We start from the raw sequence: 26,079 nt of genomic DNA, 5'->3' as shown, positions 1-26,079 counted from the left end.
CCGAGTGACCGCATCATCGTGGCTGCTGGTGGCCCTGCCTGGCCTCGGCGCCCTGATCCTCCTGCTGGCGGGGAAGCGTTCGAAGGCCTGGGGGCATCTGCTCGGAACGGCCACCGTCACGCTCGCCTTCGTCTGGGGCCTGATCACGTTCTTCACCGCCGACACCGGCGCCACGACGGACACCAAGCTGTACTCGTGGATCCCGGCCGGCGCGCTGCAGATCGACTTCGGGCTCCGGATCGACGCGCTGTCGCTGACGTTCGTGCTGCTCATCACCGGCGTCGGCATGCTGATCCACTTCTACTCGATCGGCTACATGTCCGACGACGAGGGCCGTTACCGCTTCTTCGCGTACCTGAACCTCTTCGTCGCCTCGATGCTGATCCTGGTGCTGGGCAACAGCTTCGTGACGCTCTACCTGGGCTGGGAGGGCGTGGGTCTCGCGTCCTACCTGCTCATCGGCTGGTACCAGGGCCGCCCGTCCGCCGCGACCGCGGCGAAGAAGGCGTTCCTGATGAACCGCGTCGGCGACGTCGGGCTCGCGCTGGCGATCTTCATCATGTTCAAGTACGCGGGCTCGACCGGTTACGCGCAGGTCTTCCAGGCGGTCGGCGACGGCAAGTTCTCGCCGGCGGCGATCACCGCGATGGCGATCTTCCTGCTGCTGGGCGCCTGCGGTAAGTCCGGCCAGTTCCCGCTGCAGGCGTGGCTCCCGGACGCGATGGAGGGCCCGACCCCGGTGTCGGCCCTGATCCACGCGGCAACGATGGTCACCGCGGGCGTCTACCTGGTGGCCCGCTCGAAGGACATCTTCAACGCCACCGAGGACGGCAGGCTGATCGTCACGCTCGTCGGCACGGTGACCCTGCTGCTCGGGTGCATCATCGGCTGCGCGTACGACGACATCAAGAAGGTCCTCGCCTACTCCACGGTCAGCCAGATCGGCTACATGATGCTGGCGGTCGGGCTCGGGCCCATCGCGTACGCGCTCGGCATCATGCACCTGGTCGCGCACGGCTTCTTCAAGGCCGGGCTCTTCCTCGGGGCCGGGTCGGTCATGCACGGCATGAACGACGAGGTCGACATGCGGAAGTTCGGCGGCCTGCGCAAGAAGATGCCGATCACGTTCATCACCTTCGGTCTCGGTTACCTGGCCCTGATCGGCATCCCGCCGCTGTCGGGCTTCTTCACCAAGGACGCGATCATCGAAGCGGCGTTCAGCCAGGGTGGCTGGCGCGGCTGGGTGATGGGCGGCGCCGCGCTGCTGGGCGCCGGGCTCACCGCGTTCTACATGACCCGCCTGATGGTGATGACGTTCTTCGGCAAGGAGCGCTGGAAGGACATCAAGTCCACCGACGGCCGCGACTTCCACCCGCACGAGTCCAAGGCGGTCATGTGGGTCCCGATGGCGGTGCTGGCGGTGGGCTCGGTCGGCGCCGGCGCGTTCTTCGCCATCGGTGACCGCTTCACCGAGTGGCTGACCCCCTCGGTCGGCAAGCTCGTGGAGGAGCACCACGCGCCGTTCGACGCCTGGGTGATCTCGGCGGGCGCGATCGTGTTCTCCCTGCTGGGCGTGCTGATCGCGATCCTGATCTTCCGCCGTGACGTTCCGGTCGAGCGGCCGGAGCGGGTTTCGTTCGTCACCCGCGCCGCGCGCAAGGACCTGTACGGCAACACGCTCAACGAAACCCTGGTCGCCCGCCCGGGCACCTGGCTCTCGCGGGCGCTGGTGTTCGTCGACAACCGCGGCGTCGACGGCGCGGTCAACGGCCTCGCCGCCTCGCTCGGCGGCGGCTCCGGCCGGCTGCGGCGGCTGCAGACCGGCTTCGTCCGGTCGTACGCGCTGTCGATGCTCGGCGGCACGTTCCTGCTTCTGGCGGCTCTCCTGCTGGTGAGGTTCTCCTGATGACCTGGTTGCTGATCCTCATCCTGGTGCCGCTGGTCGGCGCCGGAGTGCTGGCGTTCCTCAAGGGGAACGACCGCTCCGCGGTGCTGGCCGCGCTGGCGTTCTCGATCCTCGAGTTCCTGCTGATCATCCCGTTCTGGCTCAGCTACTCGCCTTCGGGCGCGCGGCTGCAGATGACGTCGAGCTTCGACTGGATCCCGAGCTTCGGTGTCCACATCGCGTTCGGCACCGACGGCATCTCGCTGATCATGATCGCGGTGATCGCGCTGCTGGTGCCGATCGTCGTCGGCGGCCTCGGCACGATGGACAAGCTCCCGCCCGGCCGCAGCGCCGGCGGGTTCCTGTCGCTGATCCTGCTGCAGGAGGCGCTCACGATCGGCGTCTTCGCCGCGACCGACGTCTTCCTCTTCTACGTGCTGTTCGAGATCATGCTGATCCCGATGTACTTCCTCATCGGCGGGTACGGCGGCGCGAACCGGCAGTACGCGGCGGTGAAGTTCTTCCTCTACTCGTTCCTCGGCGGCCTGATCATGCTGGCCTCGGCGATCGGGGCGTACTCGCTCTCGGTGGAGAAGAACGGGCACGGCACCTTCGACTGGGCCACGCTGGTCACGGTCGTCCGCGACGCGCCGCTGTCCACGCAGATCTGGCTGTTCCTCGGGTTCTTCCTGGCGTTCGCGATCAAGGCGCCGCTGGTGCCGTTCCACACCTGGCTGCCGGACGCGGCGGGGGAGGCGCCGATCGGCGTCGCCGTCCTGCTGGTCGGTGTGCTGGACAAGGTCGGCACGTTCGGCTTCCTGCGTTACTGCCTGCCGATGTTCCCGGACGCGAGCAAGACCCTGGCGCCGCTGGTGCTGGTGCTCTCGGTGATCGGCGTCCTTTACGGATCGATCCTCGCCGCGGGCCAGCGGGACATGAAGCGGTTCATCGCCTACGTCTCGATCGCGCACTTCGGGTTCATCTCGCTGGGCATCTTCGCGTTCAACGAGCAGGCGATGATCGGCTCGGCGACGTACATGCTCAACCACAGCCTCGCGACCGGCATGCTGATCGTGGTGATCGGCCTGGTCATCGCGCGCGGCGGGTCGTCGAAGATCTCGGACTACGGCGGCATGGCGAAGGTGACCCCGCTGCTGGCGGGCTTGTTCCTCCTCGCCGGGCTGTCCACGTTGTCCCTGCCGGGCACCAACTCGTTCGTCTCCGAGTTCCTGGTGCTCATCGGGTCCTATGTGGACCAGCCGGTGTACACGATCCTCGCGACGGTCGGCATGGTCCTGGCCGCGGCGTACGTGCTCTGGCTCTACCAGCGCGTCATGCAGGGTCCCGTCCGTGGTGACGCCCTCGTGGGTGTCGGCGGGGGACCGGGCACGGCGATCGCGCCGGAGCTGGGCGCGAAGAAGGCCATCCGCGACCTGAACGGCCGTGAGATCGCGATCCTCGCGCCGCTGGTCGTGCTGATCATCGTCCTCGGCTTCTACCCGAAGCCGGTGCTCGACACAGTCACCCCGACGGTGCAGCAGACGCTGTCCGCGGTTCAGGGAGGCAAGTAACCGTGCTCGACATCCTCCTGGCCCAGGCACCGGAGCCACCGGTGCAGGTGCCGTCGGTGAACTACGGCGCCGTGCTGCCGGTGCTGATCATCTTCGGCGCGGCGTGCGTGAGCGTGCTCGTCGAGGCGTTCGCGTCGAAGCGCTCGCGGTTCGGCGTGCAGGTCGTGCTGAGCCTGGCGGCGATCGTCGTGGCCGGCGTCTTCCTGATCACCTACGCGATCGGCTCGCCCTCCACCGGCGTCACGACGTTCAGCGGCGCGATCTCGGTCGACAAGCCGGCGCTGTTCCTCTGGGGCACGCTGCTCGCCCTGGCGGTCGGCGCGGTGCTGCTGATCTCCGATCGCGTGGTCGAGCCGGGCGGCGCGCTGGTCGCGCAGGCCGGCATCCGCCCGGGCACGGTCCAGGACCGCGCCCAGACGGCGACGGTCATGCAGACCGAGGTGTTCCCGCTGACGCTGTTCGCGCTCGGCGGCATGATGGCGTTCTGCGCGGCGAACGACCTGCTGACGATGTTCATCGCGCTGGAAGTGCTTTCGCTGCCGCTGTACCTGATGTGCGGCCTCGCGCGGCGCCGGCGGTTGTTGTCGCAGGAGGCGGCGGTCAAGTACTTCCTGCTGGGCGCGTTCTCCTCGGCGTTCTTCCTTTATGGACTCGCGCTGCTGTACGGCTACGCGAACTCCGTGAAACTGGGCGACATCGCGGCGGCGGCGGCCGGTTCGGACCGGTCGGACACGCTGCTGTTCGCCGGCCTCGGCCTGCTGGTGGTCGGCCTGCTGTTCAAGGGTTCGGTCGGCCCGTTCCACACCTGGACCCCGGACGTCTACCAGGGCGCGCCGACCCCGGTGACGGCGTTCATGGCGGCGTGCACGAAGGTCGCGGCGTTCGGCGGGATTCTCCGCGTGCTGTCGGTGGCGTTCGGTTCGACTTCGTGGGAGTGGCGCGGAGTGCTGTGGGGCGTGGCGATCATCTCGATGGTGATCGGCGCGATCCTCGGCCTGACCCAGACCGACGTCAAGCGCATGATCGCGTACTCGTCGATCGCCCACGCGGGCTTCCTGCTGATCGGCGCGATCTCGATGACGTCGGAAGGCCTGTCCAGCACGCTCTTCTACCTGCTGTCGTACGGCTTCACGACGCTGGCGGCGTTCGGCGTGATCAGCCTGGTCCGCGATTCCTCGGGCGAGGCAACACACCTCTCGGCGTGGGCAGGGCTGGCGAAGCGGTCACCGTTGCTGGCGGCGGTGTTCACGTTCCTGTTGCTGGCGTTGGCGGGTATCCCGTTGACGTCAGGGTTCGTGGGCAAGTTCGTCGTGTTCTCGGCGGCGCTGTCGGACGGAATGGCCCCGCTGGTGGTGGTGGCCCTGGTGTTCAGCGCGGTGGCGGCGTTCTTCTACCTGCGCGTGATCGTGTTGATGTACTTCTCGGAGCCGGCGGCCGAGGGCCCGTCGGTCTCGGTCCCGGGCTTCGGCACGGGAACGGCGATCTTCCTCGGCACGGCGGTGACGCTGGTGCTGGGCTTGGTGCCGGCGTTCGCCCTGTCTTGGGCCGGTGCGGGCGGTTTCGCTCTCTGAGTTTTGTCCGGGGCCGTCGCTCTTCGGAGCGGCGGCCCCTTTTTAATGCAGTTTTTGACTCAGCAGGGCGGGTTCCCCGGGCACAACGCTGATGTAGCCGTCGGCGAGGGTGAAGCCCACGCGCCCGGCGTCGAGGTCGAGATAACTGAGGGTCTTGTCCCCGGCGTACAGTTGTCCGATGCCGTGGTAGGGCTGAGCGAAGAGGGCGTCGAGCTCCTGCGCTTCCCGGCTGCGCGCGGGAGCGTCGTCGAAGATGTCGCTCTCCTCGGCCTTTTCGAAGTCTTCCTGAGGGAGCGAGAAGGGTCTGATGCCGGCCGCGGGGTATCCGGGCAGGGCGCCGACAAGAGCGTCGACGGGCCGGGTGTCGGCGGAGACCCCGGCGAGTTCAACCCGCTCACCCCGGCAGACCACAGAGACGGCGGTCCGCCCACTCGCGGCGACGAGAATCCCGATCTGCCCGGTTGTGTCCCGGGCGTAGCCGAAGAATTCCCGCGCGGGCCGCGTGATGAGGTGCAGGACGTCTTCGAATTCGGGCGTGAAGCCGTCGCCCTGGGTGAACCCGTATTCGCTGAGCTCCTCGAAGGCCTGGCGGTCCACCGCGGTTTTGCTGCTCGGCGGGATGTACCGAAGCCCGTGGGCGAAGACGGGATGCGGGTCCCCGCAGCCGATCCGGCGCATGGCCGTGAGCAGGGTGTTCAGCGAGAATTCGGCGTTGAGCATTTACTTCTTGTTCCGGCTCTCACCGATTACCGGCGGCATCGGCTTTTCGGGGAAACCGCCGAAGGTCTCGTCGGGGTCGGGGTTTTGGAGGTAGGGGGCTTTTTTCTTTTCGCGGTCTTCGTCTTTACCGCCGCGGCCGGCGCCGAGAGGGCCGCCCATGGGCATGCCGTTGGCGCCGCGGGGTCCGGCGGTGCCGCGAGTGTTGGGGCCGTTGCGTTCTTCGGGGAGGCGGGCGCCGGAGTTGGCCCCTGGGCTGCGCATGCCTTGGCCTGTTCCCGGCCCGGCTCCTGGTCGGTATCCGGTGCCTGTTCCTGTGCTTGGGTTCGCGCCGGTGCCGTATCCGCCTGTGCCGGGCCCGAATCCACCGCCGGAGTAGCCACCAGTGCCGGGCCCGAAGGGGGTGTAGGTGTTGTTCCCGCCGAGGTTGCTGACGGGCTGCCCGGTGGGCCCGAACTCATAACTGCCCTGCGCGGCCGGAGGCATGACGGGCTTGGGAACGTAGCTGTCGGCGTGGGTGTTGTCCCCACCGGTGTTCCCGGGCTGCTGGACCTGGTTTTGCCCCTGGTTCGGGTTGGGGATCTGGTGCTGATTCTGGTTCTGCACCTGGTTCTGTCCGGGTTGGACGGTCTGCCGATTCTGCTGCACGGGAACCTGAGGCTGCCGCGGGTTGCGCGCCCACTCACCGGCATCGGTGGTCCCGCTGGTCTTCTTCGGCGTGTCGTCAGCCATGGAGACGGGAGCACCGGAGTCACGAAGCTGGGCGTATTGAGCGGGCATCTGCCCACCATTGGCCGAGCTGGCGGAGTGATAGGCGCTGAAGGCGTCGATGTTGGCCTGACTGTCGGCCTGCCAGCCGGCGACCTTGGAGTTGTAGGAGCCCCAGCCCTTACCGCTGATGGCCTCGACAACATCACCTGCAGTCAACTCAGGCGCGGCCGGCGCCACGGGCTTGACGGAGTTCTTGGCGGTACCGAAGGCATCCATCTGAGCCCCAACCGCGGTCCGCGCAATCTGAAGATGAACAGCATCATCAGCAGCGGCCTGCACGAGGGGAAGGGTGGCATCAGAAGCAGAGTCCCCAGCACCCCCTTGCCAGCCGGTCATGGTCTTGGCCCGGAGGGCGCTGATCCGTTGGGCCCGTTCAACCATCCGAGTGGTCAACTGCTCGGCGCTCTCGTGCGCGGTCCCGAGTGATTGAGTGCCCTTCCCGCCTGTGATCTGCTCGTAGATCTCAGCGGCGGTCAGCAGTCCTTCGTCGACCATCAGTTCACCCGGCCCGGAGATTGTTCAGCACGGTCACCGTCACCTCGTGCGCTGCGGCGCAAGGGTCCTTCTTGCCGACATTGCCCTCCGAAAGGGCTACCGACACGTCGAGCATGTCTTCGTTGCTGGTTCCCAGAGCGATCGCGCAAGTGCCCTTGGGGCGCAGGTCTGCTTGTCCGTAAGCCACGGTCGGGTAGCCATCGATCGGATCCATGGGAACGAACAAGGGAAACGTCGTCCCCTGTTGCTGGTAGATCGATGTCAGGCCACGCCGGTTCTTAGTGGCGTAGATGACCGATACGGCAGCCTGGGTGACCGATCTCGGATGCCAGAAGCAGCTGGAGCCGGCCGGGTCGTTCGGATCTTCCTTCGGCTCAGCGTCGGGACCGAGAAGTTCGGCGATCTGCGCATCAGTGAGTGTGGTGCAAGGTTTCTGCTGAAACTTCGTGGTGTCGATCGGGGTTGCTACGCCGGGTGCACCGGCACCGGGCAGTTGTGAGGCTGGGGTATCGGTCGGAGAGTTGGACGCATCGGCCGGTGAAGGTGTGGCAGTGCCGTTCTGAGTCGTGGTGCAAGCAGCTGCGATGAGCATCGTCGCGCCCAGCCCGAGCAGCAGTGGGCGTTTCACAGGCTGCCTCCGGCGTTTTTGATCTGCGTCGTGTGCGTCTCTTCGGCAGTGGCGTATTTGCCCAGCGCTGCTTCGAATTTCGCGGCCATGTTCCGGCAGTAGGACGCACGCTCGTCAAGGGTGGTCGTCAACGCTGAGCCGGACCGGCGAATCAGATCGGCGTTGCCGCCACTCGCGTAGTCAAGACCAGGTCCCTCGGTCGCAGCGATCAAACGCGCTCTGCTCAGGTCGTCCTGGAACTCGTTCGCGAGGTCGTTCCACTCCCGAACCAGCTCATGCAGCGTCGCCTCGTCGTACTGGAACCCCGGCCCCCCACCGGACTCCACCCCATACGAACCCGCCACCGGAACCCCATTCGGTCCCGGAAGCTCCCAATCCCCGCTCGGGTCGTAAACCGGTGGTTCAGGCACCGTGCATCACCGATACCGCAGTCGTCATCAGCCCTCCCCTGGCTCGCAGTGTGCTCCCTCCCGAGCACCCTGCGTATCCGACGGCGAAAACCTTACCAGGGTTCCCCCGTCCGAAATCCCGAAACAGCACGAGGGCCGCGGCCCCCTCGGCCGCGGCCCTCAATCACCCCTACGGGGTCGGTGAGCAGGACGTATGCCCCAGGATCACCTGCCCACTGATCCCCGACGCCGGCAGGAAGTCGATCTTCAACATCGTCAGCCCGATGCTCCCGTCCCCGGGAAGGTTCTGCGTGTTGAACACCGCGTTCGCCAGCACCGTGCCGTTGGACTTCTTGATCGGCGCCACGTACCCGACCGGCACCGGGCTCGGCGGGTTCGGGATCCCGGACATTCCGCCGTATGTCCAGCTCGCGTTCGTCTGCGTCTGCGTTGCCGTGCACGTCACCTTGAAGCTCGACAGCTTGATGCGCGCGCCGCCCGCGCTGACCAGGGCCGAGAGCTCGAAGTTCTTGCCCGTGGCCGTCGAGGCCGTCGATGTCGCGTCCGTGTTCGGGTCCGTCACCGTCGTTGTGCACGACGACGTGCCGCCGCCGAACGTGATGCCCGTTTTGGTCACCGTCTGGGCCGTGGCCGTCGTCGGGCCGTCGATGGAGCACTTGCCCTGGACCGGGACCTTGATCGTCGTGCCGCTCTTGGTGAACTCGGCGGAGCCGATCTGGGCCACGCCCGGCTGGGGCGCCGCCTGGGCCGGGGCCGCGGTCACCGCGATGCCGGCCACCATCAGTGTTCCGGCGAGCGCGGCCCGCCTCGCGAGGGTGTTGCGCATTTCGCGTCCTCCTTGCCGACCGGGGAGAGCCACGCTCTTCCTCGAGCTGAATATCCGCCCGCCGGAGACGTCCGTTGCGCCGGAAACCGCTGATCACCCCTTCGTGGATCATGAACCACCCGGTGGATAATCCCTTCGGTATCCGGATACAGGTCTGTATCTTGACGCGCATGCCGACCTACCGCGTCCTCGTCCGGGGCAAGTTCGACCACCCCGCCCAGGCAACCCGCGCGAAACTCCTCGCCGCCCCCGACACCGGGGACGACCTGGCCGGACAGCTCTTCAGCGAAGCCGGCACGCTCACCTACAGTCACCATCTCGGCGGCTTCAGCTTCCGGGTCGCCGTCGAGGTCGCTGCTGGTGACGGCGCGACCCAGGCAGCGCACGAGCAGGCGGAGCTCGCGGCCATGGAACTGCTGGAGCGCGAGGGCTACCCGTACCGGGATCTGACCGTCAGCTCCACGTGCCTGGACGACGTCCGGGCCAGGCGCCGGTGAGGTGTCATGTTCGTCACCGTTTCCGCAGGACAGCGGGTAAACGACAGCGCGGGGTAACCACTACGCTCAAGGGACAACCCGACCGGTGCACGAGTAGAGCGGAGCCGACGTGTCTGTGCCTTCCCCAGCCCCCGGGGCGGGATCCCTCCCCGCTGCGCCGGGTGGCGCCCTCGAGGACCTGCGCGCGTCCGTCGGCCTGCAGATCGACGACGAAGCCCTGCTGCGCGCGATCGCCGGCGGGCTGGCCGAGGTCGAGAAGCTGCTGCGCGACGTCGTCCGCAGTGACGTCCAGGCTGTCAACGACGCCGCGTTGCACCTGGTCGAAGCCGGGGGCAAACGCTTCCGTCCGCTGTTCACCCTGCTCGCCGCGCAGTTCGGGCCGAAGCAGGACGACCACGTGGTGATCGCCGCCGCCGCGGTCGAGCTGGTGCACCTCGCCACGCTCTACCACGACGACGTCATGGACGAGGCGGACATGCGGCGCGGCGCCGAGAGCGTCAACTCCCGTTGGGACAACACCATCGCCATCCTCACCGGCGACTTCCTCTTCGCGCACGCCTCACGCCTGGTCGCCGACCTCGGCACGGACGCGGCACGGATCATCGCCGAGACCTTCGGCGAGCTCGTCACCGGCCAGATGCGCGAGACCGTCGGCCCCGGCCCGGGTGACGACGCCGTCGCGCACTACCTCACCGTGATCGGCCAGAAGACCGGTTCGCTGATCGCCACCTCCGGCCGGTTCGGCGGCATGATGTCCGGCGCGGCCGAGGAGCACATCGGGGCGCTGCGGCGCTTCGGCGACATCATCGGCGCCGCCTTCCAGATCTCCGACGACATCATCGACATCGCGTCGCCGTCCGACGAGCTCGGCAAGGCGCAGGGCACCGACCTGCGCGAAGGCGTCCGGACGCTGCCGATGCTCTACGCGCTCGCCGACCCGGGCACCGACCCCCGGCTGGTCGAGCTGCTCTCGGGGCCGATCGCCGACGACGCCGTCGTCCAGGAGGCGTTGGAGCTGCTTCGGGCGAGCAGTGGACTCGAACGAGCACGCGTCACCCTTTCCGACTACGCTCGTCGCGCGCGAGCCGAGCTCGCCGCGTTGCCCGCGTCACCCGCCCGGGACGCGTGTGAGTCGGTCGCCGACTACCTGGTCGCGCGCACGCACTAAACAGGGGCAGGGATAGATGTCCATATTCGGACAGGTTTGGCTGTGGAGCCTCGCCGCGTTCTTCGTCGGAGTCCTCCTCACCTGGCTGGTGCTGGTGCTGCCGCTCCGCAAGAGCGTCCGCAAACTGGAGAGCTCGCTGGCGCAGGCGCACGCCGACGCCGCGCGCACCCCCGCGAACGCCGCCGGGCTGGCCGCGCCGGGCACCGAGGTCTTCGCGCGGCCCGAGCCGCGGCCGGAGCCGGAGCCCTCCCGCCAGGAGACCTCCTACCCGGGCACGCTGGTGGCCGCGCCGCCGATGAGCCGCGGTGACGTCCACGACGACATCGACGAGGACTTCGCCGAGCTGGACTCGCAGGTGCCGCCGGGGACGCTGCCGGAGCCCGAAGGGGCTTACCGGCCGGAACCCGAGCCGGAGCCGGAAGCGGACGACCCGTACCGCTCGGCGGCGACGCAGTTCCTGTCCCCGGTCGGCGAAGCGGTCGAGCCGGACGCCGACCCGTACCCGTCCGCGGTGACGGAGTACCTGGTCCCCGACGAGGAGCCCGAGCCCGAGACGCCCGCGCTTTCGCGGCTGGAGCAGCAGCTCGAACCGGACAGCACGGCGGGCTCGCTGTTCCAGCCCCCGCCGGGGGAGTCGCACGCGCCCGATCCGGACTGGTTCGACCACGAGCCGCCGGCCGAGCGGTCGGCGTTCGAGGAGCCGATGGAGCGCACGCGGTACATCGGTGAGCACCCCGGTTCGGCGCGACACGCGGAGCCGGAAGACGACGAGGACGAAGAAGAGACGCCGCAGTACGCCTTCGCCGGAGATGACGCGGCCACCGGCGGCGAGCTGGACGTGCCGCCGGAGACTCCGGCCGAGGCGACGCAGGTGTTGCCGAAGCGGCAGCCGCGGGGCGCGGTGCGGGGCGGGTTCGACGCACCGCAACCGATCCAGCCGTCGATGCGCACGGTCGAGCGGCGCGAGCCCGACCTGGCCGGCGCGCACAGCGGCTCGCTGTTCGAGCCGTCCGTGCAGCCGAACCAGGCGGCGGTCTCGGCCCCCGAACCCCCGCCGGCCCGGCAGACGGCGGGCGACGCGGTGCCGCCCGGCCCGTTCGGCCCGGGCTCGGCGATGCCGCGCCCCGGCGGCGGAGCGCCGAGCGACGGCTTCGTGGTGAAGGCGAGCGTCACGGCGTTGCGGTACTGCACCGAGGAATCCGCGCAGTTCCCGAAGATGGTGGCCGAGGTGTGGTTCCGCACCGCCGAGGACGCCGAGCGGGTCGGGTTCCGGCCGATCACCTGAGTTTTCCCGACCCAGGGCCGCCTTCGGGCGGCCCTTCGTCGTTTCAGGCCACTTGGAACAGGACCATGGCCGCGCCGCCGGGATCGGTGACCACCACGAGGGAGCCGACCGGCAGATCGGTGCGTTCGCGCACGACCTTTCCGCCCAGCGCCACGGCTTTCGCCGCCGCGGAGTCCACATCGGACACCGGCGCGTAGGGCAGCCACTGCGGCGCGCGGCCGTCGTCCGGCGCCAGTTCGGTCAGGCCGCCCCACGGCACGCCGTTGTCGGTCAGCAGGGCGCCGGACGACTGCCAGCCGAGCAGCTCGCCGAAGAACCGCTTGGTGCCGGCCACATCGGCGGTCCGGACGTCGAAGAACACAAAAGGTCGCATGACCCAAAACTTAGGACACTTGTCCCAACTCTGGCAACCCCGGAAACACCGAAGGCCGCCACGCGCTGGGCGTGGCGGCCTTCGGGGCAGCGTGGGACTACGCGACCGTCCAGGTGTCCTTGCCGCGCAGCAGGCCCTGCAGGTCGGGGGTGCGGGCCGCGCGGGCCTGCTCGACCTGGGCGCGGGCGCCGTCGTCGTAGGTCGGGCGCTCGACCTGGCGGAGGATGCCCGTCGGGACGTGGTTCAGGCTCTGGTCACCCAGGCGCGACAGCGCGAACGCGTACGACGTGTCGGCGATCGACGGGTCGTGCACCACGACGTTGTCCTCGCCGATGTCGGCGACCTTCCCGACGTCCAGGCCGCCCCAGTCGCCGCGCTTGACGCCGAACTCCTGGTTGGGGCCGAAGCGGATCGGCTCGCCGGCCTGCAGCGGGATCAGCCGGGCGGCGGCCTCGTCGGCGTCCTTGAGGACGTCGAACGCGCCGTCGTTGAAGATCGGGCAGTTCTGGTAGATCTCCACCAGCGCCGACCCGCGGTGCTGCGCCGCGGCCTGCAGGACCTCGGTGAGGCCCTTGCGGTCGGAGTCCATCGCGCGGCCCACGAACGACGCCTCGGCGCCGATCGCCAGCGACAGCGGGTTGAACGGCGTGTCCACCGAACCCATCGGGGTCGACTTGGTGACCATGCCCTGCCCCGACGTCGGGGAGTACTGGCCCTTGGTCAGCCCGTAGATCCGGTTGTTGAACAGCAGGATCTTGATGTTCACGTTGCGCCGCAACGCGTGGATCAGGTGGTTGCCGCCGATGGACAGCGCGTCGCCGTCGCCGGTGACGACCCACACCGACAGGTCCGGGCGCGTGGTCGCCAGGCCGGTCGCGATCGACGGCGCGCGGCCGTGGATCGAGTGCATGCCGTAGGTGTTGAGGTAGTACGGGAAGCGCGAGGAGCATCCGATGCCCGAGATGAACACGATGTTCTCGCGCTTGAGGCCGAGCGTCGGCAGGAACGACTGGACCGCGTTCAGCACGACGTAGTCGCCGCAGCCGGGGCACCAGCGGACTTCCTGGTCGGACTTGTAGTCCTTGGCCTTCTGCGGCTCTTCGGTGGTGGGCACGAGATCCAGACCGCCCAGTGCGGGCAGCCCCAAGTCGGTCGCAGTCACTTCGCCGCCTCCATAACGCCGGTGATGATCTCCGAGAACACGTTCTGCAGCTCTTCGGCCTTGAACGCCATCCCGGCGACCTTGGTGTGCGAGTGGACGTCCACGAGGTACTTCGCCCGCAGCAGCAGCGAGAGCTGGCCCAGGTTCATCTCCGGCACCACGACCTTGTCGTAGCTGCGCAGGATGTCGCCGAGGTTGCCCGGCAGCGGGTTGAGGTGCCGCAGGTGGGCCTGCGCGATCGGCATGCCGAGCTTGCGCACGCGCCGGCAGGCCGCGCCGATCGGGCCGAACGACGAACCCCAGCCCAGCGCCAGCACGCGGGCCTTGCCGCCGCTCGGGTCGTCGACGACGAGGTCCGGGACGTCGATGCCGTCGATCTTGGCCTGCCGCAGGCGAACCATCTTCTCGTGGTTGTCCGGGTCGTAGGAGATGTGTCCGGTCTTGTCGGCCTTCTCCAGCCCGCCGATGCGGTGCTGCAGCCCGGGCGTGCCCGGGATCGCCCACGCGCGGGCGAGGGTCTCGGGGTCGCGCACGTACGGCCAGAACTCGCCGGAGTCGTTGTCCGCGTTGGGTTCCGAGGCGAACTCGACCCGCAGGTCCGGCAGCGTCTCGACGTCCGGGATCAGCCACGGCTCGGAGCCGTTGGCGATCGCGCCGTCCGAGAGCAGCAGCACCGGCGTGCGGTACTTCAGCGCGATCCGGGTGGCCTCGACGGCCGCGTCGAAGCAGTCGGCCGGGGAGAGCGGCGCGACGATCGGCACCGGCGACTCGCCGTTGCGGCCGAACATCGCCTGCAGCAGGTCGGCCTGCTCGGTCTTGGTCGGCAGGCCGGTGGACGGGCCGCCGCGCTGGACGTCGACGACGACCAGCGGCAGCTCCACCATCACGCCGAGGCCGACGGCTTCGGACTTCAGCGCGACACCCGGCCCGGAGGTCGAGGTGACGCCGAGCGCGCCGCCGTAGGACGCGCCGAGCGCGGCGCCGATGCCGGCGATCTCGTCCTCGGCCTGGAACGTGATGATGCCGAAGTTCTTGTGCTTGGACAGCTCGTGGAGGATGTCCGACGCCGGCGTGATCGGGTACGTGCCGAGCAGGATCTGCAGGCCCGAGCGCTGCCCGGCGGCCACCAGCCCGTAGGCGAGCGCGGTGTTGCCGGTGATCTGCCGGTAGGTGCCCTGGGCGAGCTTGGCCGGCGCGACCTCGAACGTCGTCGCGAACGACTCGGTGGTCTCGCCGTAGTTCCACCCCGCGCGGAAGGCCAGGATGTTCGCCTCGGCGATGTCCGGCTTCTTCGCGAACTTCTCGCGCAGGAACCGCTCGGTGCCCTCGGTGGGCCGGTGGTACATCCAGGACAGCAGGCCGAGCGCGAACATGTTCTTGCAGCGCTCGGCGTCCTTCTTGCCGAGGCCGGTCTCGGCCAGCGCGCCCTGGGTCAGCGTCGACATGGCGACCCGGTGCACCTGGAAGGGGCTGAGCGTGTCGTCGTCGAGCGGGTCGGTGGCGTACCCGACCTTGGTGAGGTTGCGCTTGATGAAGTCGTCGGTGTTCAGGATGAGCGTGCCGCCGTGCGGGACGTCGGCGAGGTTCGCCTTGAGCGCCGCCGGGTTCATCGCGACGAGGACGTCCGGGCGGTCGCCGGGGGTGAGGATGTCGTAGTCGGCGAAGTGCACCTGGAAGCTCGAGACGCCGGGGATGGTGCCCTGGGGCGCACGGATCTCGGCGGGGAAGTTCGGCATGGTCGACAGGTCGTTGCCGAACGCGGCGGCTTCGGACGTGAAGCGGTCACCGGTCAGCTGCATGCCGTCACCGGAGTCGCCCGCGAACCGGATGACGACCCGGTCCAGCTTGCTGACCTCGGTGGGCCTGGTAGCGGCGAGCGAGCCGTCACCAGCGCCGTTGCCGTTCGCACTCGTGCTCATGGCTCAGGGATTCCCTCTCTCCCGACGTTGCGGCCTTCGTTCGCCCGCCCGGTGTCGTGACAGGCCGATCACCAGGCCTTACCACGAGGTTAGCTCGCGCACGACCTCGATGTTCCTAGACTCCCGGCTTGCCGGCGACCTCATCTGTGCGCTTGCCGGTTCCTCTGCGCTGGTCCGGCAATTACCTGTAACCGATGGTAACGGGCAAAGTGCAGGGCACGCTGTGACACGTGTCTCGGGGAGAGTGTCCACCCGCTGGGATTCAGGCCCGGGACCGGATCCGCGCCCGCATCGCTTCGAGCCGTTCGGCGAACTCGGGCGAGGCCAGCGACGCCAGCTGCGGCTCGATTTCGACGTCCACGGCGTCGGCGTGCGCGGCCAGCGAAGCGGTCTTCCGGAGGCTGCGCTTGGTGGCCAGGAGAGCCTCTCGCGGAGCGGCGACGGCGGGCGCCGCGAGCTCCCGCGCCGCGGCCACGACGTCGCCGTCGACGACGCGCAGCGCCAGCCCGGCGCGGACCGCCTCCTCGGCGTCGAGCGACTGGCCGAACAACGTCATGGCGGCGGCCTGCTGCGGCCCGGCGAGCCGCTGCGTCATCCAGGTCATGCCGCCGCCGGGGTGCAGGCCGAGCTCGAGGAACCGGGCGACGAACTTCGCGCGCGGCCCGGCCAGCCGCACGTCGGCGGCGAGCGCGAGGTTCAGCCCGGCCCCGACGGCCGCCCCACCGACCGCGGCGATCGTCGGCAGCGCACACCGGGCGACGGCAAGGAAGCCTTCGTAGATGGCCCGCAGACCGCGTTCGTCGGCTTCACCCAGCGCGGACAGGTCGGCGCCGGCGCAGAAGGCGGGCGGCGTGCCGGTGACGACGACGGCGTGGACTTCGTTGTCGCGCTCCGCGGCTTCGACAGCGGCCGCGAGCTGCGCGGACAGGTCGAGGGTGAGCGCGTTGCGGCTGCCGGGCGCGTCGATGGTGAGCAGGGCGATGCCGGATTCGTGCTCGCTGACGATGCGGTCGGTCATCGGTCCAGGGTATGGGTGGAGACATGGGGGAACTTCTCGGCGTCCTGGTCAAGGGAATCATCGTGCTGGCGGGCAACGCGCTGACGGTGGTCGACACTTCGGAGCTGTTCGGTGGCCGCCGCCGGCGCTCGCGGCGGAAGGCTTTCGAGAGCGGCTCGCGGGTGGAGTTCCCGTGCGTGCTGCGGGACCCGGAGCTGACGGAGGGGCGCACGCGGCGGGGCTGGGTGGCGGTCGGCGGTGGGGTGGCGGAGTGGCGGGTGCCGGGTGGGGAGCCGGTGGTGTTCGAGCCTGGTGAGTTGACGATGCAGGCGGTTGATCGGCAGGCGGTGACGTTCCAGGCGGGTGCGACCGAGCTGCGGGTGCATCCGGACGAGGCGCCGTTGGTGTTGCGGGGGCTGGCGGGGTGAGGCGTCAGCTCTCCGGCGTCGGCGGGCGTTCCAGCAGCCGGGAGAGCACCACCGTCGACACCGTGCGGTCGACGATCTCCAGCCCGCGCAGCCGCTCCAGCGCCGTCTCCAGGTGGTGGATGTCCGCCGCGCGGAGGTGGACGATCGCGTCCGCCGCGCCGGATACCGTGTACGCCGCCACCACTTCCGGCAGCGGCTCGAGGCGCGCGCGGATGCGGGCCGGCGTGATGTTGCCCTGGCACGTGACCTCGACGAACGCCTCCGTGCCCCAGCCGAGCGCCTCCGGGTCGACCACCGCCGTGAACCCGCGGAGGATGCCCGTTTCGAGGAGCCGGTCGACCCGCCGTTTCACCGCCGGGGCGGACAGGCCGACGACCTTGCCGATCTCCGCGTAGCTCGATCGGGCGTTCGCCACGAGGCACGAAACGATTCGCTGGTCGATGGTGTTCACACGCAACATCTAGCACAGATGCGCGCAGCGAACAGCGATTGATTGCGAGTTTAGGTGCCCCTTACCCTGCAATCATGCAGGCGATGCGTGTACCGACCACCCGTCGATACTTGATGTGTTCCCCGCGGCACTTCGCGGTGGACTACGTGATCAACCCCTGGATGGACCCGACCCAGCCGGTCAGCGCCGACGTCGCCGTCGCGCAGTGGACCGAGCTGCGCGACACCTACCGCCGCCTCGGCCACACCGTCGAGGAGATCGAGCCCCAGCCCGGCCTGCCCGACATGGTCTTCGCCGCGAACTCCGGCACGGTCGTCGACGGCCGCGTCCTCGGCTCGCGGTTCCGCGCGCCGCAGCGCGCCGCCGAGGCCGAGCACTTCCGCCGCTGGTTCGTCGAGCACGGCTACCGCGACATCACCATGCCGGAGAAGATCAACGAGGCCGAGGGCGACTTCGCCTGGACCGGCTCGGTGCTGCTGGCCGGCACCGGTTTCCGCACCGACCCGGCCGCGCACGCCGAGGCGCAGGAGGTCCTCGGGGTCCCGGTCGTCTCGCTGAACCTGACCGACCCGCGCTACTACCACCTCGACACGGCGCTGTTCGTGCTCGCCGAGGCCACGGACACCACCCGCGCGCAGATCGTCTACTACCCGGACGCGTTCTCGGCGGGATCACGCCGTGTGCTCGAGCGGCTGTTCCCGGACGCCGTGCAAGCGACCGCCGCCGACGCCGAGTGCTTCGGGTTGAACGGCGTTTCCGACGGCCGCAATGTCGTGCTGCCCGTCGAGGCCACCCGGCTGGGTGAGCTCCTCGCCGACCGCGGGTACGAGCCGGTCTACGTCGACATCTCCGAGCTGCGGAAAGCCGGCGGCGGCCCGAAGTGCTGCACGCTGGAGATCCGGAAGGGCTGAATTTCCGGAAAAACTGTAACTCACCCGTTTGCCACCGCGATTAATCGAGGTAACAAAGCGACTACTCGCGGTGGCAGGCGGTGGGAGAGGTGACGGTGAACCTCGCCGTGCACGGGATCGGCCGTCCGGCTCGCCCGCTCGACCCCGGTGAGGACGAGCGCTGGGTGACGGTCGAGCAGTTCGAGCGCGTGCTGGACGCGGTCGAGGGCGAAGACGTCCACCTGACCTTCGACGACGGCAACGAGTCCGACGTCGAGATCGTGCTGCCGCGCCTCGTCGACCGCGGCCTGACGGCGGAGTTCTTCCCCCTGGCGGGCCGCCTCGGCCAGCGCGGCTACCTCGACCGCGACGGCCTGCGCGAGCTCGTCCGGGCGGGCATGGAGATCGGCTCGCACGGCTGGGAGCCGAGGGACTGGCGCCGCCTCGACGACCGTCACGCCCGCCGCGAGCTGACGGACGCGCCGAAGCTCCTGGGGGATCTGTGCGGCCGGCCGGTGGAGCGGTTTTCGCTGCCGTTCGGGGCGTACGACCGGCGGGTGCTGGCGCGGCTCAAGCAGGCGGGGGCAACGCGGGTGTACACGATCGACGGCGGCGAGGCCCATCGCGACGGGTGGCTTCAGGGGCGCACCGAGGTCCGGCACGACCTGGACGGCGAGTGGCTGGATGGGGTGCTCGCCGGGGGACGGCGGCGGGGGAGCTGGGTGGAGCGGTTGTTTCGGCGGGGTGGCCGCTAGCCGGGGTGCTGCGGCGGCCCGCAGTTGGATGCGCGCAGCCGCGACCATCCAGCCCTGAGCGACCACTGCGCACTCCTGCCGGCTACACCCGGAGAATCCGCTAAGACCGTTTTGACCGTTCCTCTGCTCATCAGCCGGTTTCCCGGTGGCCGGAACACGGTCCAGACCAATTTAACGCTGCCGCACCCACTGAGCAGCCTTTTCGTCAAGACCGGCCGCATGATGGGAAATTCCCGCACCGCAAGGTCTTGAACCACCCCCTCCCCGGGTGCATCCTGAGTGCCTCGCCGCCGTAAGGAAAGTTTCCTAACTAAAGGGAGCAACCAGGAATGCGGAAACTGATCCTGCTCGCGACCATGGCGCTGGCCGCGGCCGTGATGCCCTCGGCGCTCGCCTCAGCGGCCCCGGCGCCCGCCTCGACTCCGGTCCAGGCCCAGCCGGCCCAGACCCAGACCGTCGCCGCTGCCCCCACCGCGGCCCAGCTGCTCGCCAAGACGAACAGCTGCAAGCAGATCTCCAACGGCAAGTACAAGACCGACGAGGACGTCTCGGCCAAGACCGTCGCCGTCTGTGATGCCAATGGTGCCGTCTTCTGGAAAGCCGACATGGACATCGACTGCGACGGCCAGCGCTCGACGCAGTGCAACGAGGACACCGACTGCTGCTACCAGGACGACACCGCCTTCCACCAGTCGGACGGCAAGCCGCTCAACGCCGCGAAGCTGCCCTACATCGTCGTGCCGAGCTCGAGCAGCATCTGGAAGTACTCCTCCTCGCAGCTGAAGGGCGGCGGCTCCTGCGCCGTGATCTACAACGGGAAGGTCGAGTACACCGTCATCGGGGACACCGGCCCGACGCAGATCATCGGTGAGGCCTCCTACGCGACCGCGAAGGACCTCGGCATCAACCCCGACCCGTCCAACGGCGGCACGGACTCCGGTGTGACCTACATCTGCTTCAAGAACTCCACCGTCTCGCCGATCGAGAACCACTCCGCCGCGATCAGCAAGGGTGAGGGTCTCGCCACCACGTTCGTCAACAACAACTGACACACGCATTCCGGGGCCGATCCGTTCAAGACGCGGATCGGCCCCGGCTGCTGTCCTGGGGGCATGAGCCAAGAACTGCTGAAACTGGCGAACATCGGCCCGGCGATGGTCCGCGACCTCGCCCGGCTCGGCATCACCGAACCCGCCCAGCTCGCCGGGCGTGACGCCGTCGAGCTGTACGAGCGGCTCTGCGAGACCGACGGCGTCCGGCACGACCCCTGCGTGCTCGACACCTTCATGTCGGCCGTCGACCAGGCGGACGGCGCGCCGCCGCGGCCGTGGTGGACCTACACCCCCGAACGGAAACGGCTCTACGAAAGCCGTTGACGAAAACCGCGCCGAGCGTGTTGCCCGCCCACGGCAAGTTGCAATTCGAGACCCGATTTTTACGCGAAAACCGTTACGCCTAACGGCCTCCTCACGCTTTACCCCGTTCGCCGCGCCCCCGGTAACGATCCAGGGGGCCCCGCCGACCAACTTGAGGGTCGCGCGGAAAATGCGGAGGTTTGGCGTGAAGATCAGTGTCTTCGGGCTCGGTTACGTCGGTTGTGTCTCCGCCGCGTGCCTGGCGGGGCAAGGGCACCGGGTGGTCGGCGTGGACGTCAACCCGGTGAAGATCGACCTCATCACCCAGGGCAAGGCCCCGGTGGTCGAGGAGCGGATCGGCGAGCTGACCGCCGAAGTCGTCGCGAGTGGCGCGCTGAGAGCCACGACCGACGTCGCGGAAGCCGTCGCCGACAGCGAGATCTCGCTGGTCTGCGTCGGCACGCCGTCGGCGCCGAACGGCAGCCTCTCGACGGTCTACCTCGAGCGCGTCGCCGAGGAGATCGGCGAGGCGATCGCGAACAAGAGCGAACGGCACACCGTCGTCTTCCGCAGCACGATGCTGCCGGGCACCTGCCTCGACCTGCTGATCCCCATCCTGGAGAAGTCCTCGGGCCGCACCGCCGGGGTCGACTTCGGTGTCGCGGTGAACCCCGAGTTCCTGCGCGAGGGCACCAGCGTCAAGGACTTCTTCGACCCGCCGAAGACCGTGATCGGCGAGATCGACACCGCGAGCGGGGACGCCGTCGCGGCGCTGTACGAAGGCCTGCCCGGGCCCGTCTTCCGCGTGCCGATCCCGGTCGCGGAGATGACGAAGTACGCCGACAACTCCTTCCACGGCCTGAAGATCGGGTTCGCGAACGAGCTCGGCTCGATCTGCCGCGCGCTCGGCCTCGACTCGCACCAGGTGATCGACGTCTTCCTCGCCGACACCAAGCTGAACATCAGCCCGGCCTACCTCAAGCCCGGCTTCGCGTTCGGCGGCTCGTGCCTGCCGAAGGACCTGCGCGGGCTGGTCTACGCCGCGCACCGCGCCGACGTGAAGGTGCCGATCCTGTCGCACGTGCTCAGCTCCAACGAAGAGCACCTGCAGCGGGCGTTCGACCTGGTCGCGCGCACCGGCAAGCGCAAGGTCGGGCTGTTCGGCCTCTCGTTCAAGCCGGGCACCGACGACCTGCGCGAGTCGCCGCTGGTCGAGCTGGCCGAGAAGCTGCTCGGCAAGGGCTACGACCTGAAGATCTACGACGCCAACGTCAGCCTCTCGCAGCTGATGGGCGCCAACCGCGAGTACATCGAGGGCCGGCTGCCGCACCTCGGGCAGCTGCTCGCCGGATCCGTCGAAGAAGTCATGGACCACGCCGACGTCGTCATCGTCGGCTGCAAGGACCCGGCCGTGCTGGCGGCCCTGCCGCACGGCGGCGACCGGGTGCTGATCGACCTCGTCCGCCTGCCCGACGCCGAGACGCGTCGCCTTGAAGAGGGATACGCCGGCCTTGCCTGGTAAAGCGCTCATCCTCGTCGAAAACCTGTCCGTCCCCTTCGACCGCCGCGTCTGGCAGGAGTCCACGACCCTGCGCGACGCCGGCTGGGAAGTCCACGTCATCTGCCCGCAGGGCACCAAGCGCGACACCGAGGCCGAGGCCGTCATCGACGGCGTCCACATCCACCGGTACCCGCTGAAGGCCGCGACCGGCGGCCCGGCCGGGTACCTGCAGGAGTACGGCAGCGCGCTGTGGCACACGCTGCGGCTGGCCCGCAAGGTCGGGCCGGTCGACGTCGTGCACGCCTGCAACCCGCCGGACCTGCTCTACCTGGTCGCTAAGTACCTGAAGCGGCAGGGCGCGCGGTTCATTTTCGACCAGCACGACCTCTGCCCCGAGCTGTACCTCTCGCGGTTCGACCGCGGGCAGGACCTGCTCTACCGCGGGGTCTGCGCGCTGGAGCGCGCCACCTACCGCGCCGCCGACGTCGTGATCTCGACGAACGAGAGCTACCAGCAGGTCGCCCGGATCCGCGGCGGCAAGAAGCCCGAGGACGTCTTCGTGGTGCGCAGCGCCCCGGTCGTCGAGCGGTTCCACGAGGTGCCCGTCGAGCCCGAGCTGAAGAAGGGCAAGCCGCACCTGCTGGCCTACCTCGGCGTGATGGGCCCGCAGGACGGCGTCGACTACGCCCTGCGCGCGCTCGCGAAGCTGCGGGACGAGGTCGGCCGCACCGACTGGCACGCGGTGTTCGTCGGCTCCGGGGACGCCTTCGACGACATGGTCGCCCTCTCGGGCAAGCTCGGGCTGGCCAACCAGGTCGAGTTCACCGGCCGGATCTCCGACGAGGACCTGGTCCGCTACCTCTCCACCGCCGACGTCTGCCTGTCGCCGGACCCGCTCAACCCGCTCAACGACGTCTCCACGATGAACAAGGTCATGGAGTACATGGCGATGAGCAAGCCGATCGTCTCGTTCGAGCTGCGGGAGGCGCGGGTGTCGGCCGGGGACGCCGCCGTCTACGCCCCGGCCAACGACGAGTCGGCCTTCGCGAAGCTCGTCGCGCAGCTGCTCGACGACCCGGAGGAGCGGGCCCGGATGGGCAAGCTCGGCCAGGCCAGAGTGGCCGGCGCGCTCTCGTGGGAGAACTCGGCGAAGAACTTGCTCGCCGCATATGAGCACGCGGTGAAGTCCTGATCGCCATTCGGTCAAGAAGCCACCGGACGTGTAACCAATGCTCCCGGCCCGACGACGGTTGGGGTAACCGGCCGATCACGTGAGACCCGTTCGGCGTAGCCGTCCCAGGAATGGAGAACCCGCCGTTGACTGACGACACGGTACGCCTGGCCCTCATCGGGCAGGTTCTCCGACGGCGCTGGCGGCTGCTCGCCGTCCTCGCCGTCCTGGGCGGTCTCGCCGGCTACGGCGCGTCCATGGTGCTCTCGCCCGGCTACCAGACCACGTCGAGCGTGCTCCTCCAAGGGCCGCGGCAGGCGGACGAGCTGCTCACCCAGGCCGAGGTCGCGGTGAGCTCGGTGGTGCTCGACCGGGCGGCCGCGCAGCTGCCGTGGCACCCGAGCGGCAGCGACCTGAAGAAGCAGGTCAGCACGTCGGCGGCGAACGGCAACGTCATCACGATCACCGCGGCCGCCGACACCGGTGAGCACGCCCAGCTGCTCGCCGACGAGGTCGCCCAGCAGTACGTGAAGTACGCCGGTCAGGTGGCGAGCAACTCCGGGGACGCGGCCGTTCAGCTCGCCGGCGAACAGCGCGCGGCCCTGCGCCAGAAGGTGCAGGAGGCTTCGCAGCAGATCGACGAACTGGCCAAGGGCGCGCAGAACGGCGTCACGGTGGAGAGCGTGAACGCCCGCACCCAGCTCGAAGGCCTGCGGTCGTCGCTCGACCAGGCGATCAAGGTGCTCGGCGAGGCCGACGCCACCGCCAGCAGCAACAACGCGGTCGAGATGGGCAACGCGCCCGCCCCGACCGGCCAGGCCTCGCCGACGCCGGTGCAGGTCTCCGTCGGTGGCGCGCTGCTCTTCGTGATCGTCGGTGTCTTCGGTCACCTCGTGGCCTACCGGCGGGACCGCCGGCTGCGCCACCAGGACGAGATCGCCGCGGCGCTCGGCACCGCGGCGCTCGCGGTGGTCGACGTCGAGCTGCCGGGCGCCGACGGCCCGCGGGCCGAGGGCCTGGCCGGCCGGGTCCGGCGGCTGCTCGGGGCCGACCAGCCGTGGCTGCTGCCCCCGATCGCGGTCCCGGACGGCGACACCCAGCGTGAGATCCGGTTCCGCCGGGTGCTCGCCCAGGTGCACGCCGACGCCCGCGGTGTCCTCGTGCTCGTGCCGGAAGACGACCCGGGTGCGCAGACGGCCGCCGAGCGGCTCGCCGAGGTCGCGGACCGCCTGAGCATCCCGGCGCGGGTGTGCCCGGTGTCGCCGGCGCGGCCGCTGGTCCCGGACGGCGACGACACCACCATTGTCGTGGCCAGCCCCGGCACCCGCATCGACTGGGAGCTCGTCGACCTGTCCGCCGCGTGCGCCGAGGCCGGGCGGGAAATCGCCGGGGTGGTCGTGACGTGCCCGGTGCGGCCTTCCGGTCGTGCCCCCTCAGCGGAGTCCGAGGCTCCCGGCGAAGCACTGGCAGGTCGATCGTGACGAACCCGAACGCCCCGGCGGCGCCGCTGATCGACCTGCAGCGGCTGGTCGTCGCGATCCGCCGCCGCAAGCGCCTCTGGCTGGCCACCGCGCTGCTCGGCCTGATCGGCGGCGTGCTGGTCACGGTCCTGCTGCCGCCGCCGCCCACCGCGGTGGTGACGGTGATGGTCACGCACGCGCAGGACTCGCCGACCGACAGCGGGTCCCTGATCCGCACCGACATCACGGTGCTGCAGACGACCCAGATGGCGGGCCAAGCGCTGAAGGCGATCGGCGGCACCGAAAAGCCCGAAGACTTCACCAAGGACTACGCGGCTCTCGGCCTGAGCAACAACATCATGCAGATCACGGTCAAGGCGAAGACGAGCGAGGACGCCGTCGCCAAGGCGAAGGCGCTGGCGGACACCTTCATCGCGGACTACGTGAAGCAGGACAAGGCCGTCGCCGACGCGCAGGCCAAGGCCCTGCTCGACCAGCAGAAGACCGCCCAGGACGACCTGGCCGCGGTCAACCAGCAGGTCGTCGAGGAAGAGGGCAAGGGGAACAAGAAGAACGACAGCACCCTCGACGCGCTCTACAGCCGCCGCGCCGCGCTGCAGTCGCAGATCTCGGACTTCTCCTCCCGGGCCCAGCAGGCCGGGGTCGGGAACCCGAACGTGGCCGCGGGCACGCAGGTCGTCGACGCGGCCCGGCCGCTGCCGAGCGGCAAGCTGAAGGCCGGCGCCCTGAACGGCGGCATCGGGCTCGGCCTCGGCCTGGCGCTCGGGCTCGCCTTCGCCGCGGTCGCCGCGATCTCGCGGGACAAGCCCGTGCTGCGCGGCGAGATCTCCGCGGGCCTCGGCGCGTCGGTCATCGCCCAGCTGCAGAGCCGGCTGCCGGGTCCGGCCCGGTTCTGGCGGCGGTCCCGGGCAGTCTCCGAACGCAAGCGCGTCGCGACGACGCTGGTCCGCGCGATCAAGGCGGACCAGCCCGGGGTGTCGGTGCTGGAGCTGGGCGCGCCCAAGGTCGCGGCCGCGCTGGCGCTGGACATCGCGACGGAGCTCGCGGCCGAGGGCAAGGCGAGCGTGGTCGACGACCTGCCGGGCGAGAACGTCCGCAAGCTGGCGGCCGAGACCCACAGCGAAGTCGTCGTGCTGGGCGCCGGTGACCCCGACGCCGAGCCGGAGGAACGCCGCATCGGGGTCGGCACGGTGTCCCCGGGCACCGCCTGGACCGACCTGGCGCACCTCGGCCCGGAGACCGTGCTGGTCGTCAAGGCCGGGCACGCGAACACGCTGTGGCTGCACACCGTCGCGCGGCAGCTCGCCGAGCAGCAGATCCCGATCGTCGGGGTCGTGCTGGTCGACCCGGACCCGCGCGACAAGTCCGACGGCACGCTCTGGGACGGCCTGCACACGGCGTTGCGAGGCCGCGCGAAGGTGGCGTCCACCGTGCAGCGGGTTCCGGTTGTCGAGCACGAGGACCGCATCGACGAACTGGCCGCCCGCATCGCGGAGCGCGTCGCCGTCGCGGAGCTGCCGACCCGCCGGATCGCGCCGGTCCGGCCGGTGGCGGCGCCGCCACCGGTGGTCGCCAAGCCCAAGCCACAACCCGCGCCGCTGCCGGAACCCGGCACCGTGAGCGTCCCGGACCACCTGGACGCGCCGACGAAGAAGTTCGCCCCGGTCAAGCCGAAGCGGCCGACGCCGTTCAAGCGCGACCACGGCGAGCCCACGCACCAAGGCGAACTGGGCGCCGAGCTCGAGCCCGAAAAGAGCGCGGAGGTCTCCTGA

General features: G+C 69.5%; 25 protein-coding genes. 15 read left to right on the top strand and 10 right to left on the bottom strand.

Features of this window, described 5'->3' with window-relative positions:
* Positions 1 to 4 precede the first annotated feature (4 nt).
* From nuoL to nuoN, 3 genes are read left to right on the top strand one after another with little or no spacing between them, the layout of a single operon-like run.
* Positions 5 to 1,906 carry an NADH-quinone oxidoreductase subunit L gene (nuoL, locus tag ACZ63E_RS12490; RefSeq protein WP_465336047.1) on the top strand — a complete coding sequence of 634 codons (1,902 nt, stop codon included), beginning with the start codon at positions 5 to 7 and terminating at the stop codon, positions 1,904 to 1,906.
* A complete protein-coding gene (locus ACZ63E_RS12485) occupies positions 1,906 to 3,456 on the top strand; it encodes an NADH-quinone oxidoreductase subunit M (RefSeq protein ID WP_465336046.1) in 1,551 nt (516 codons plus the stop codon). Before nuoL ends, ACZ63E_RS12485 begins: the two co-directional genes overlap by 1 nt.
* 2 nt (positions 3,457 to 3,458) lie before the next feature.
* A complete protein-coding gene (gene nuoN / locus ACZ63E_RS12480) occupies positions 3,459 to 5,027 on the top strand; it encodes an NADH-quinone oxidoreductase subunit NuoN (RefSeq protein ID WP_465336045.1) in 1,569 nt (522 codons plus the stop codon).
* A gap of 42 nt (positions 5,028 to 5,069) precedes the next feature.
* On the opposite strand, the gene ACZ63E_RS12475 is transcribed toward nuoN, so the two are convergent.
* The 5 genes from ACZ63E_RS12475 to ACZ63E_RS12455 form a co-directional block, all read right to left on the bottom strand.
* The gene (locus ACZ63E_RS12475; protein ID WP_465336044.1) at positions 5,070 to 5,747 is read right to left on the bottom strand and encodes an ESX secretion-associated protein EspG; all 678 of its coding nucleotides are present in this window, start codon (positions 5,745 to 5,747) and stop codon (positions 5,070 to 5,072) included.
* Positions 5,748 to 7,010: a PPE domain-containing protein gene (locus ACZ63E_RS12470; RefSeq protein WP_465336043.1), complete on the bottom strand. Its 1,263-nt coding sequence runs from the start codon at positions 7,008 to 7,010 to the stop codon at positions 5,748 to 5,750.
* A gap of 4 nt (positions 7,011 to 7,014) precedes the next feature.
* Positions 7,015 to 7,638: a DUF3558 domain-containing protein gene (locus tag ACZ63E_RS12465; RefSeq protein WP_465336042.1), complete on the bottom strand. Its 624-nt coding sequence runs from the start codon at positions 7,636 to 7,638 to the stop codon at positions 7,015 to 7,017.
* Positions 7,635 to 7,982, bottom strand: coding sequence for a hypothetical protein (locus ACZ63E_RS12460; protein WP_465336041.1), 348 nt, complete (start codon positions 7,980 to 7,982; stop codon positions 7,635 to 7,637). The genes ACZ63E_RS12465 and ACZ63E_RS12460 overlap by 4 nt, the downstream gene beginning before the upstream one ends.
* Before the next feature lie 235 nt (positions 7,983 to 8,217).
* Complete coding sequence (locus tag ACZ63E_RS12455; RefSeq protein ID WP_465336040.1) at positions 8,218 to 8,874, bottom strand: hypothetical protein; 657 nt, start codon at positions 8,872 to 8,874, stop codon at positions 8,218 to 8,220.
* A 170-nt stretch (positions 8,875 to 9,044) separates the two neighbouring features.
* On the opposite strand from ACZ63E_RS12455, the gene ACZ63E_RS12450 reads away from it, so the two are divergent.
* The 3 genes from ACZ63E_RS12450 to ACZ63E_RS12440 all read left to right on the top strand — a co-directional run bounded on the left by ACZ63E_RS12450 (position 9,045) and on the right by ACZ63E_RS12440 (position 11,824).
* Entirely contained in the window at positions 9,045 to 9,371 is a 327-nt protein-coding gene (locus ACZ63E_RS12450) for a DUF6204 family protein (protein WP_465336039.1), read from the top strand.
* A gap of 115 nt (positions 9,372 to 9,486) precedes the next feature.
* Positions 9,487 to 10,539, top strand: coding sequence for a polyprenyl synthetase family protein (locus tag ACZ63E_RS12445; RefSeq protein ID WP_465309405.1), 1,053 nt, complete (start codon positions 9,487 to 9,489; stop codon positions 10,537 to 10,539).
* Positions 10,540 to 10,555: 16 nt separating this feature from the next.
* Entirely contained in the window at positions 10,556 to 11,824 is a 1,269-nt protein-coding gene (locus ACZ63E_RS12440; protein ID WP_465336038.1) for a sunset domain-containing protein, read from the top strand.
* 43 nt (positions 11,825 to 11,867) lie between these two features.
* Here ACZ63E_RS12440 and ACZ63E_RS12435 read toward each other — a convergent pair whose 3' ends face one another.
* The 4 genes from ACZ63E_RS12435 to ACZ63E_RS12420 form a co-directional block, all read right to left on the bottom strand.
* Positions 11,868 to 12,197 (bottom strand): VOC family protein, encoded by a 330-nt coding sequence (locus ACZ63E_RS12435; protein WP_465336037.1) that lies wholly within the window; start codon positions 12,195 to 12,197, stop codon positions 11,868 to 11,870.
* A gap of 97 nt (positions 12,198 to 12,294) precedes the next feature.
* Positions 12,295 to 13,359: a 2-oxoacid:ferredoxin oxidoreductase subunit beta gene (locus ACZ63E_RS12430; protein WP_465336036.1), complete on the bottom strand. Its 1,065-nt coding sequence runs from the start codon at positions 13,357 to 13,359 to the stop codon at positions 12,295 to 12,297.
* A complete protein-coding gene (locus ACZ63E_RS12425; RefSeq protein ID WP_465336035.1) occupies positions 13,356 to 15,278 on the bottom strand; it encodes a 2-oxoacid:acceptor oxidoreductase subunit alpha in 1,923 nt (640 codons plus the stop codon). Before ACZ63E_RS12425 ends, ACZ63E_RS12430 begins: the two co-directional genes overlap by 4 nt.
* A gap of 262 nt (positions 15,279 to 15,540) precedes the next feature.
* Positions 15,541 to 16,296 carry an enoyl-CoA hydratase gene (locus tag ACZ63E_RS12420; protein ID WP_465336034.1) on the bottom strand — a complete coding sequence of 252 codons (756 nt, stop codon included), beginning with the start codon at positions 16,294 to 16,296 and terminating at the stop codon, positions 15,541 to 15,543.
* 23 nt (positions 16,297 to 16,319) lie between these two features.
* Between ACZ63E_RS12420 and ACZ63E_RS12415 the strand changes: the two genes are divergently transcribed.
* Positions 16,320 to 16,703 (top strand): hypothetical protein, encoded by a 384-nt coding sequence (locus tag ACZ63E_RS12415; protein ID WP_465336033.1) that lies wholly within the window; start codon positions 16,320 to 16,322, stop codon positions 16,701 to 16,703.
* A 4-nt stretch (positions 16,704 to 16,707) separates the two neighbouring features.
* On the opposite strand, the gene ACZ63E_RS12410 is transcribed toward ACZ63E_RS12415, so the two are convergent.
* On the bottom strand, positions 16,708 to 17,154 hold the full coding sequence (locus tag ACZ63E_RS12410) for an Lrp/AsnC family transcriptional regulator (protein WP_155548792.1): 447 nt from the start codon (positions 17,152 to 17,154) through the stop codon (positions 16,708 to 16,710).
* Between the two features lie 83 nt (positions 17,155 to 17,237).
* On the opposite strand from ACZ63E_RS12410, the gene ddaH reads away from it, so the two are divergent.
* From ddaH to ACZ63E_RS12370, 8 genes are all read left to right on the top strand, one after another.
* A complete protein-coding gene (ddaH, locus tag ACZ63E_RS12405) occupies positions 17,238 to 18,065 on the top strand; it encodes a dimethylargininase (RefSeq protein WP_465336032.1) in 828 nt (275 codons plus the stop codon).
* An 80-nt stretch (positions 18,066 to 18,145) separates the two neighbouring features.
* Positions 18,146 to 18,799 (top strand): polysaccharide deacetylase family protein, encoded by a 654-nt coding sequence (locus ACZ63E_RS12400; protein WP_465336031.1) that lies wholly within the window; start codon positions 18,146 to 18,148, stop codon positions 18,797 to 18,799.
* A 329-nt stretch (positions 18,800 to 19,128) separates the two neighbouring features.
* Positions 19,129 to 19,848 carry a glycoside hydrolase family 75 protein gene (locus ACZ63E_RS12395; RefSeq protein ID WP_465336030.1) on the top strand — a complete coding sequence of 240 codons (720 nt, stop codon included), beginning with the start codon at positions 19,129 to 19,131 and terminating at the stop codon, positions 19,846 to 19,848.
* Between the two features lie 63 nt (positions 19,849 to 19,911).
* Complete coding sequence (locus ACZ63E_RS12390; protein ID WP_465336029.1) at positions 19,912 to 20,175, top strand: helix-hairpin-helix domain-containing protein; 264 nt, start codon at positions 19,912 to 19,914, stop codon at positions 20,173 to 20,175.
* A 184-nt stretch (positions 20,176 to 20,359) separates the two neighbouring features.
* Complete coding sequence (locus tag ACZ63E_RS12385) at positions 20,360 to 21,676, top strand: nucleotide sugar dehydrogenase (protein WP_465336028.1); 1,317 nt, start codon at positions 20,360 to 20,362, stop codon at positions 21,674 to 21,676.
* Positions 21,666 to 22,847: a glycosyltransferase family 4 protein gene (locus ACZ63E_RS12380; RefSeq protein ID WP_465336026.1), complete on the top strand. Its 1,182-nt coding sequence runs from the start codon at positions 21,666 to 21,668 to the stop codon at positions 22,845 to 22,847. The genes ACZ63E_RS12385 and ACZ63E_RS12380 overlap by 11 nt, the downstream gene beginning before the upstream one ends.
* A gap of 125 nt (positions 22,848 to 22,972) precedes the next feature.
* Positions 22,973 to 24,307, top strand: coding sequence for a YveK family protein (locus tag ACZ63E_RS12375; protein WP_465336025.1), 1,335 nt, complete (start codon positions 22,973 to 22,975; stop codon positions 24,305 to 24,307).
* Positions 24,304 to 26,079 (top strand): Wzz/FepE/Etk N-terminal domain-containing protein, encoded by a 1,776-nt coding sequence (locus tag ACZ63E_RS12370; RefSeq protein WP_465336024.1) that lies wholly within the window; start codon positions 24,304 to 24,306, stop codon positions 26,077 to 26,079. Before ACZ63E_RS12375 ends, ACZ63E_RS12370 begins: the two co-directional genes overlap by 4 nt.

Source organism: Amycolatopsis sp. NPDC104819, assembly GCF_055583145.1.
The sequence above is the reverse complement of the archived record's forward strand: the minus strand, read 5'-3'. Positions and strand labels throughout refer to the sequence as shown.

Coding starts and splice junctions, on each gene's coding strand:
- ACZ63E_RS12485 (WP_465336046.1), top strand. CDS start 1,906: ATGACCTGGTTGCTGATCCTCATCCTGGTGCCGCTGGTCGGCGCCGGA.
- ACZ63E_RS12475 (WP_465336044.1), bottom strand. CDS start 5,747: ATGCTCAACGCCGAATTCTCGCTGAACACCCTGCTCACGGCCATGCGC.
- ACZ63E_RS12470 (WP_465336043.1), bottom strand. CDS start 7,010: ATGGTCGACGAAGGACTGCTGACCGCCGCTGAGATCTACGAGCAGATC.
- ACZ63E_RS12455 (WP_465336040.1), bottom strand. CDS start 8,874: ATGCGCAACACCCTCGCGAGGCGGGCCGCGCTCGCCGGAACACTGATG.
- ACZ63E_RS12450 (WP_465336039.1), top strand. CDS start 9,045: ATGCCGACCTACCGCGTCCTCGTCCGGGGCAAGTTCGACCACCCCGCC.
- ACZ63E_RS12440 (WP_465336038.1), top strand. CDS start 10,556: ATGTCCATATTCGGACAGGTTTGGCTGTGGAGCCTCGCCGCGTTCTTC.
- ACZ63E_RS12435 (WP_465336037.1), bottom strand. CDS start 12,197: ATGCGACCTTTTGTGTTCTTCGACGTCCGGACCGCCGATGTGGCCGGC.
- ACZ63E_RS12425 (WP_465336035.1), bottom strand. CDS start 15,278: ATGAGCACGAGTGCGAACGGCAACGGCGCTGGTGACGGCTCGCTCGCC.
- ACZ63E_RS12420 (WP_465336034.1), bottom strand. CDS start 16,296: ATGACCGACCGCATCGTCAGCGAGCACGAATCCGGCATCGCCCTGCTC.
- ACZ63E_RS12415 (WP_465336033.1), top strand. CDS start 16,320: ATGGGGGAACTTCTCGGCGTCCTGGTCAAGGGAATCATCGTGCTGGCG.
- ddaH (WP_465336032.1), top strand. CDS start 17,238: ATGCGTGTACCGACCACCCGTCGATACTTGATGTGTTCCCCGCGGCAC.
- ACZ63E_RS12395 (WP_465336030.1), top strand. CDS start 19,129: ATGCGGAAACTGATCCTGCTCGCGACCATGGCGCTGGCCGCGGCCGTG.
- ACZ63E_RS12390 (WP_465336029.1), top strand. CDS start 19,912: ATGAGCCAAGAACTGCTGAAACTGGCGAACATCGGCCCGGCGATGGTC.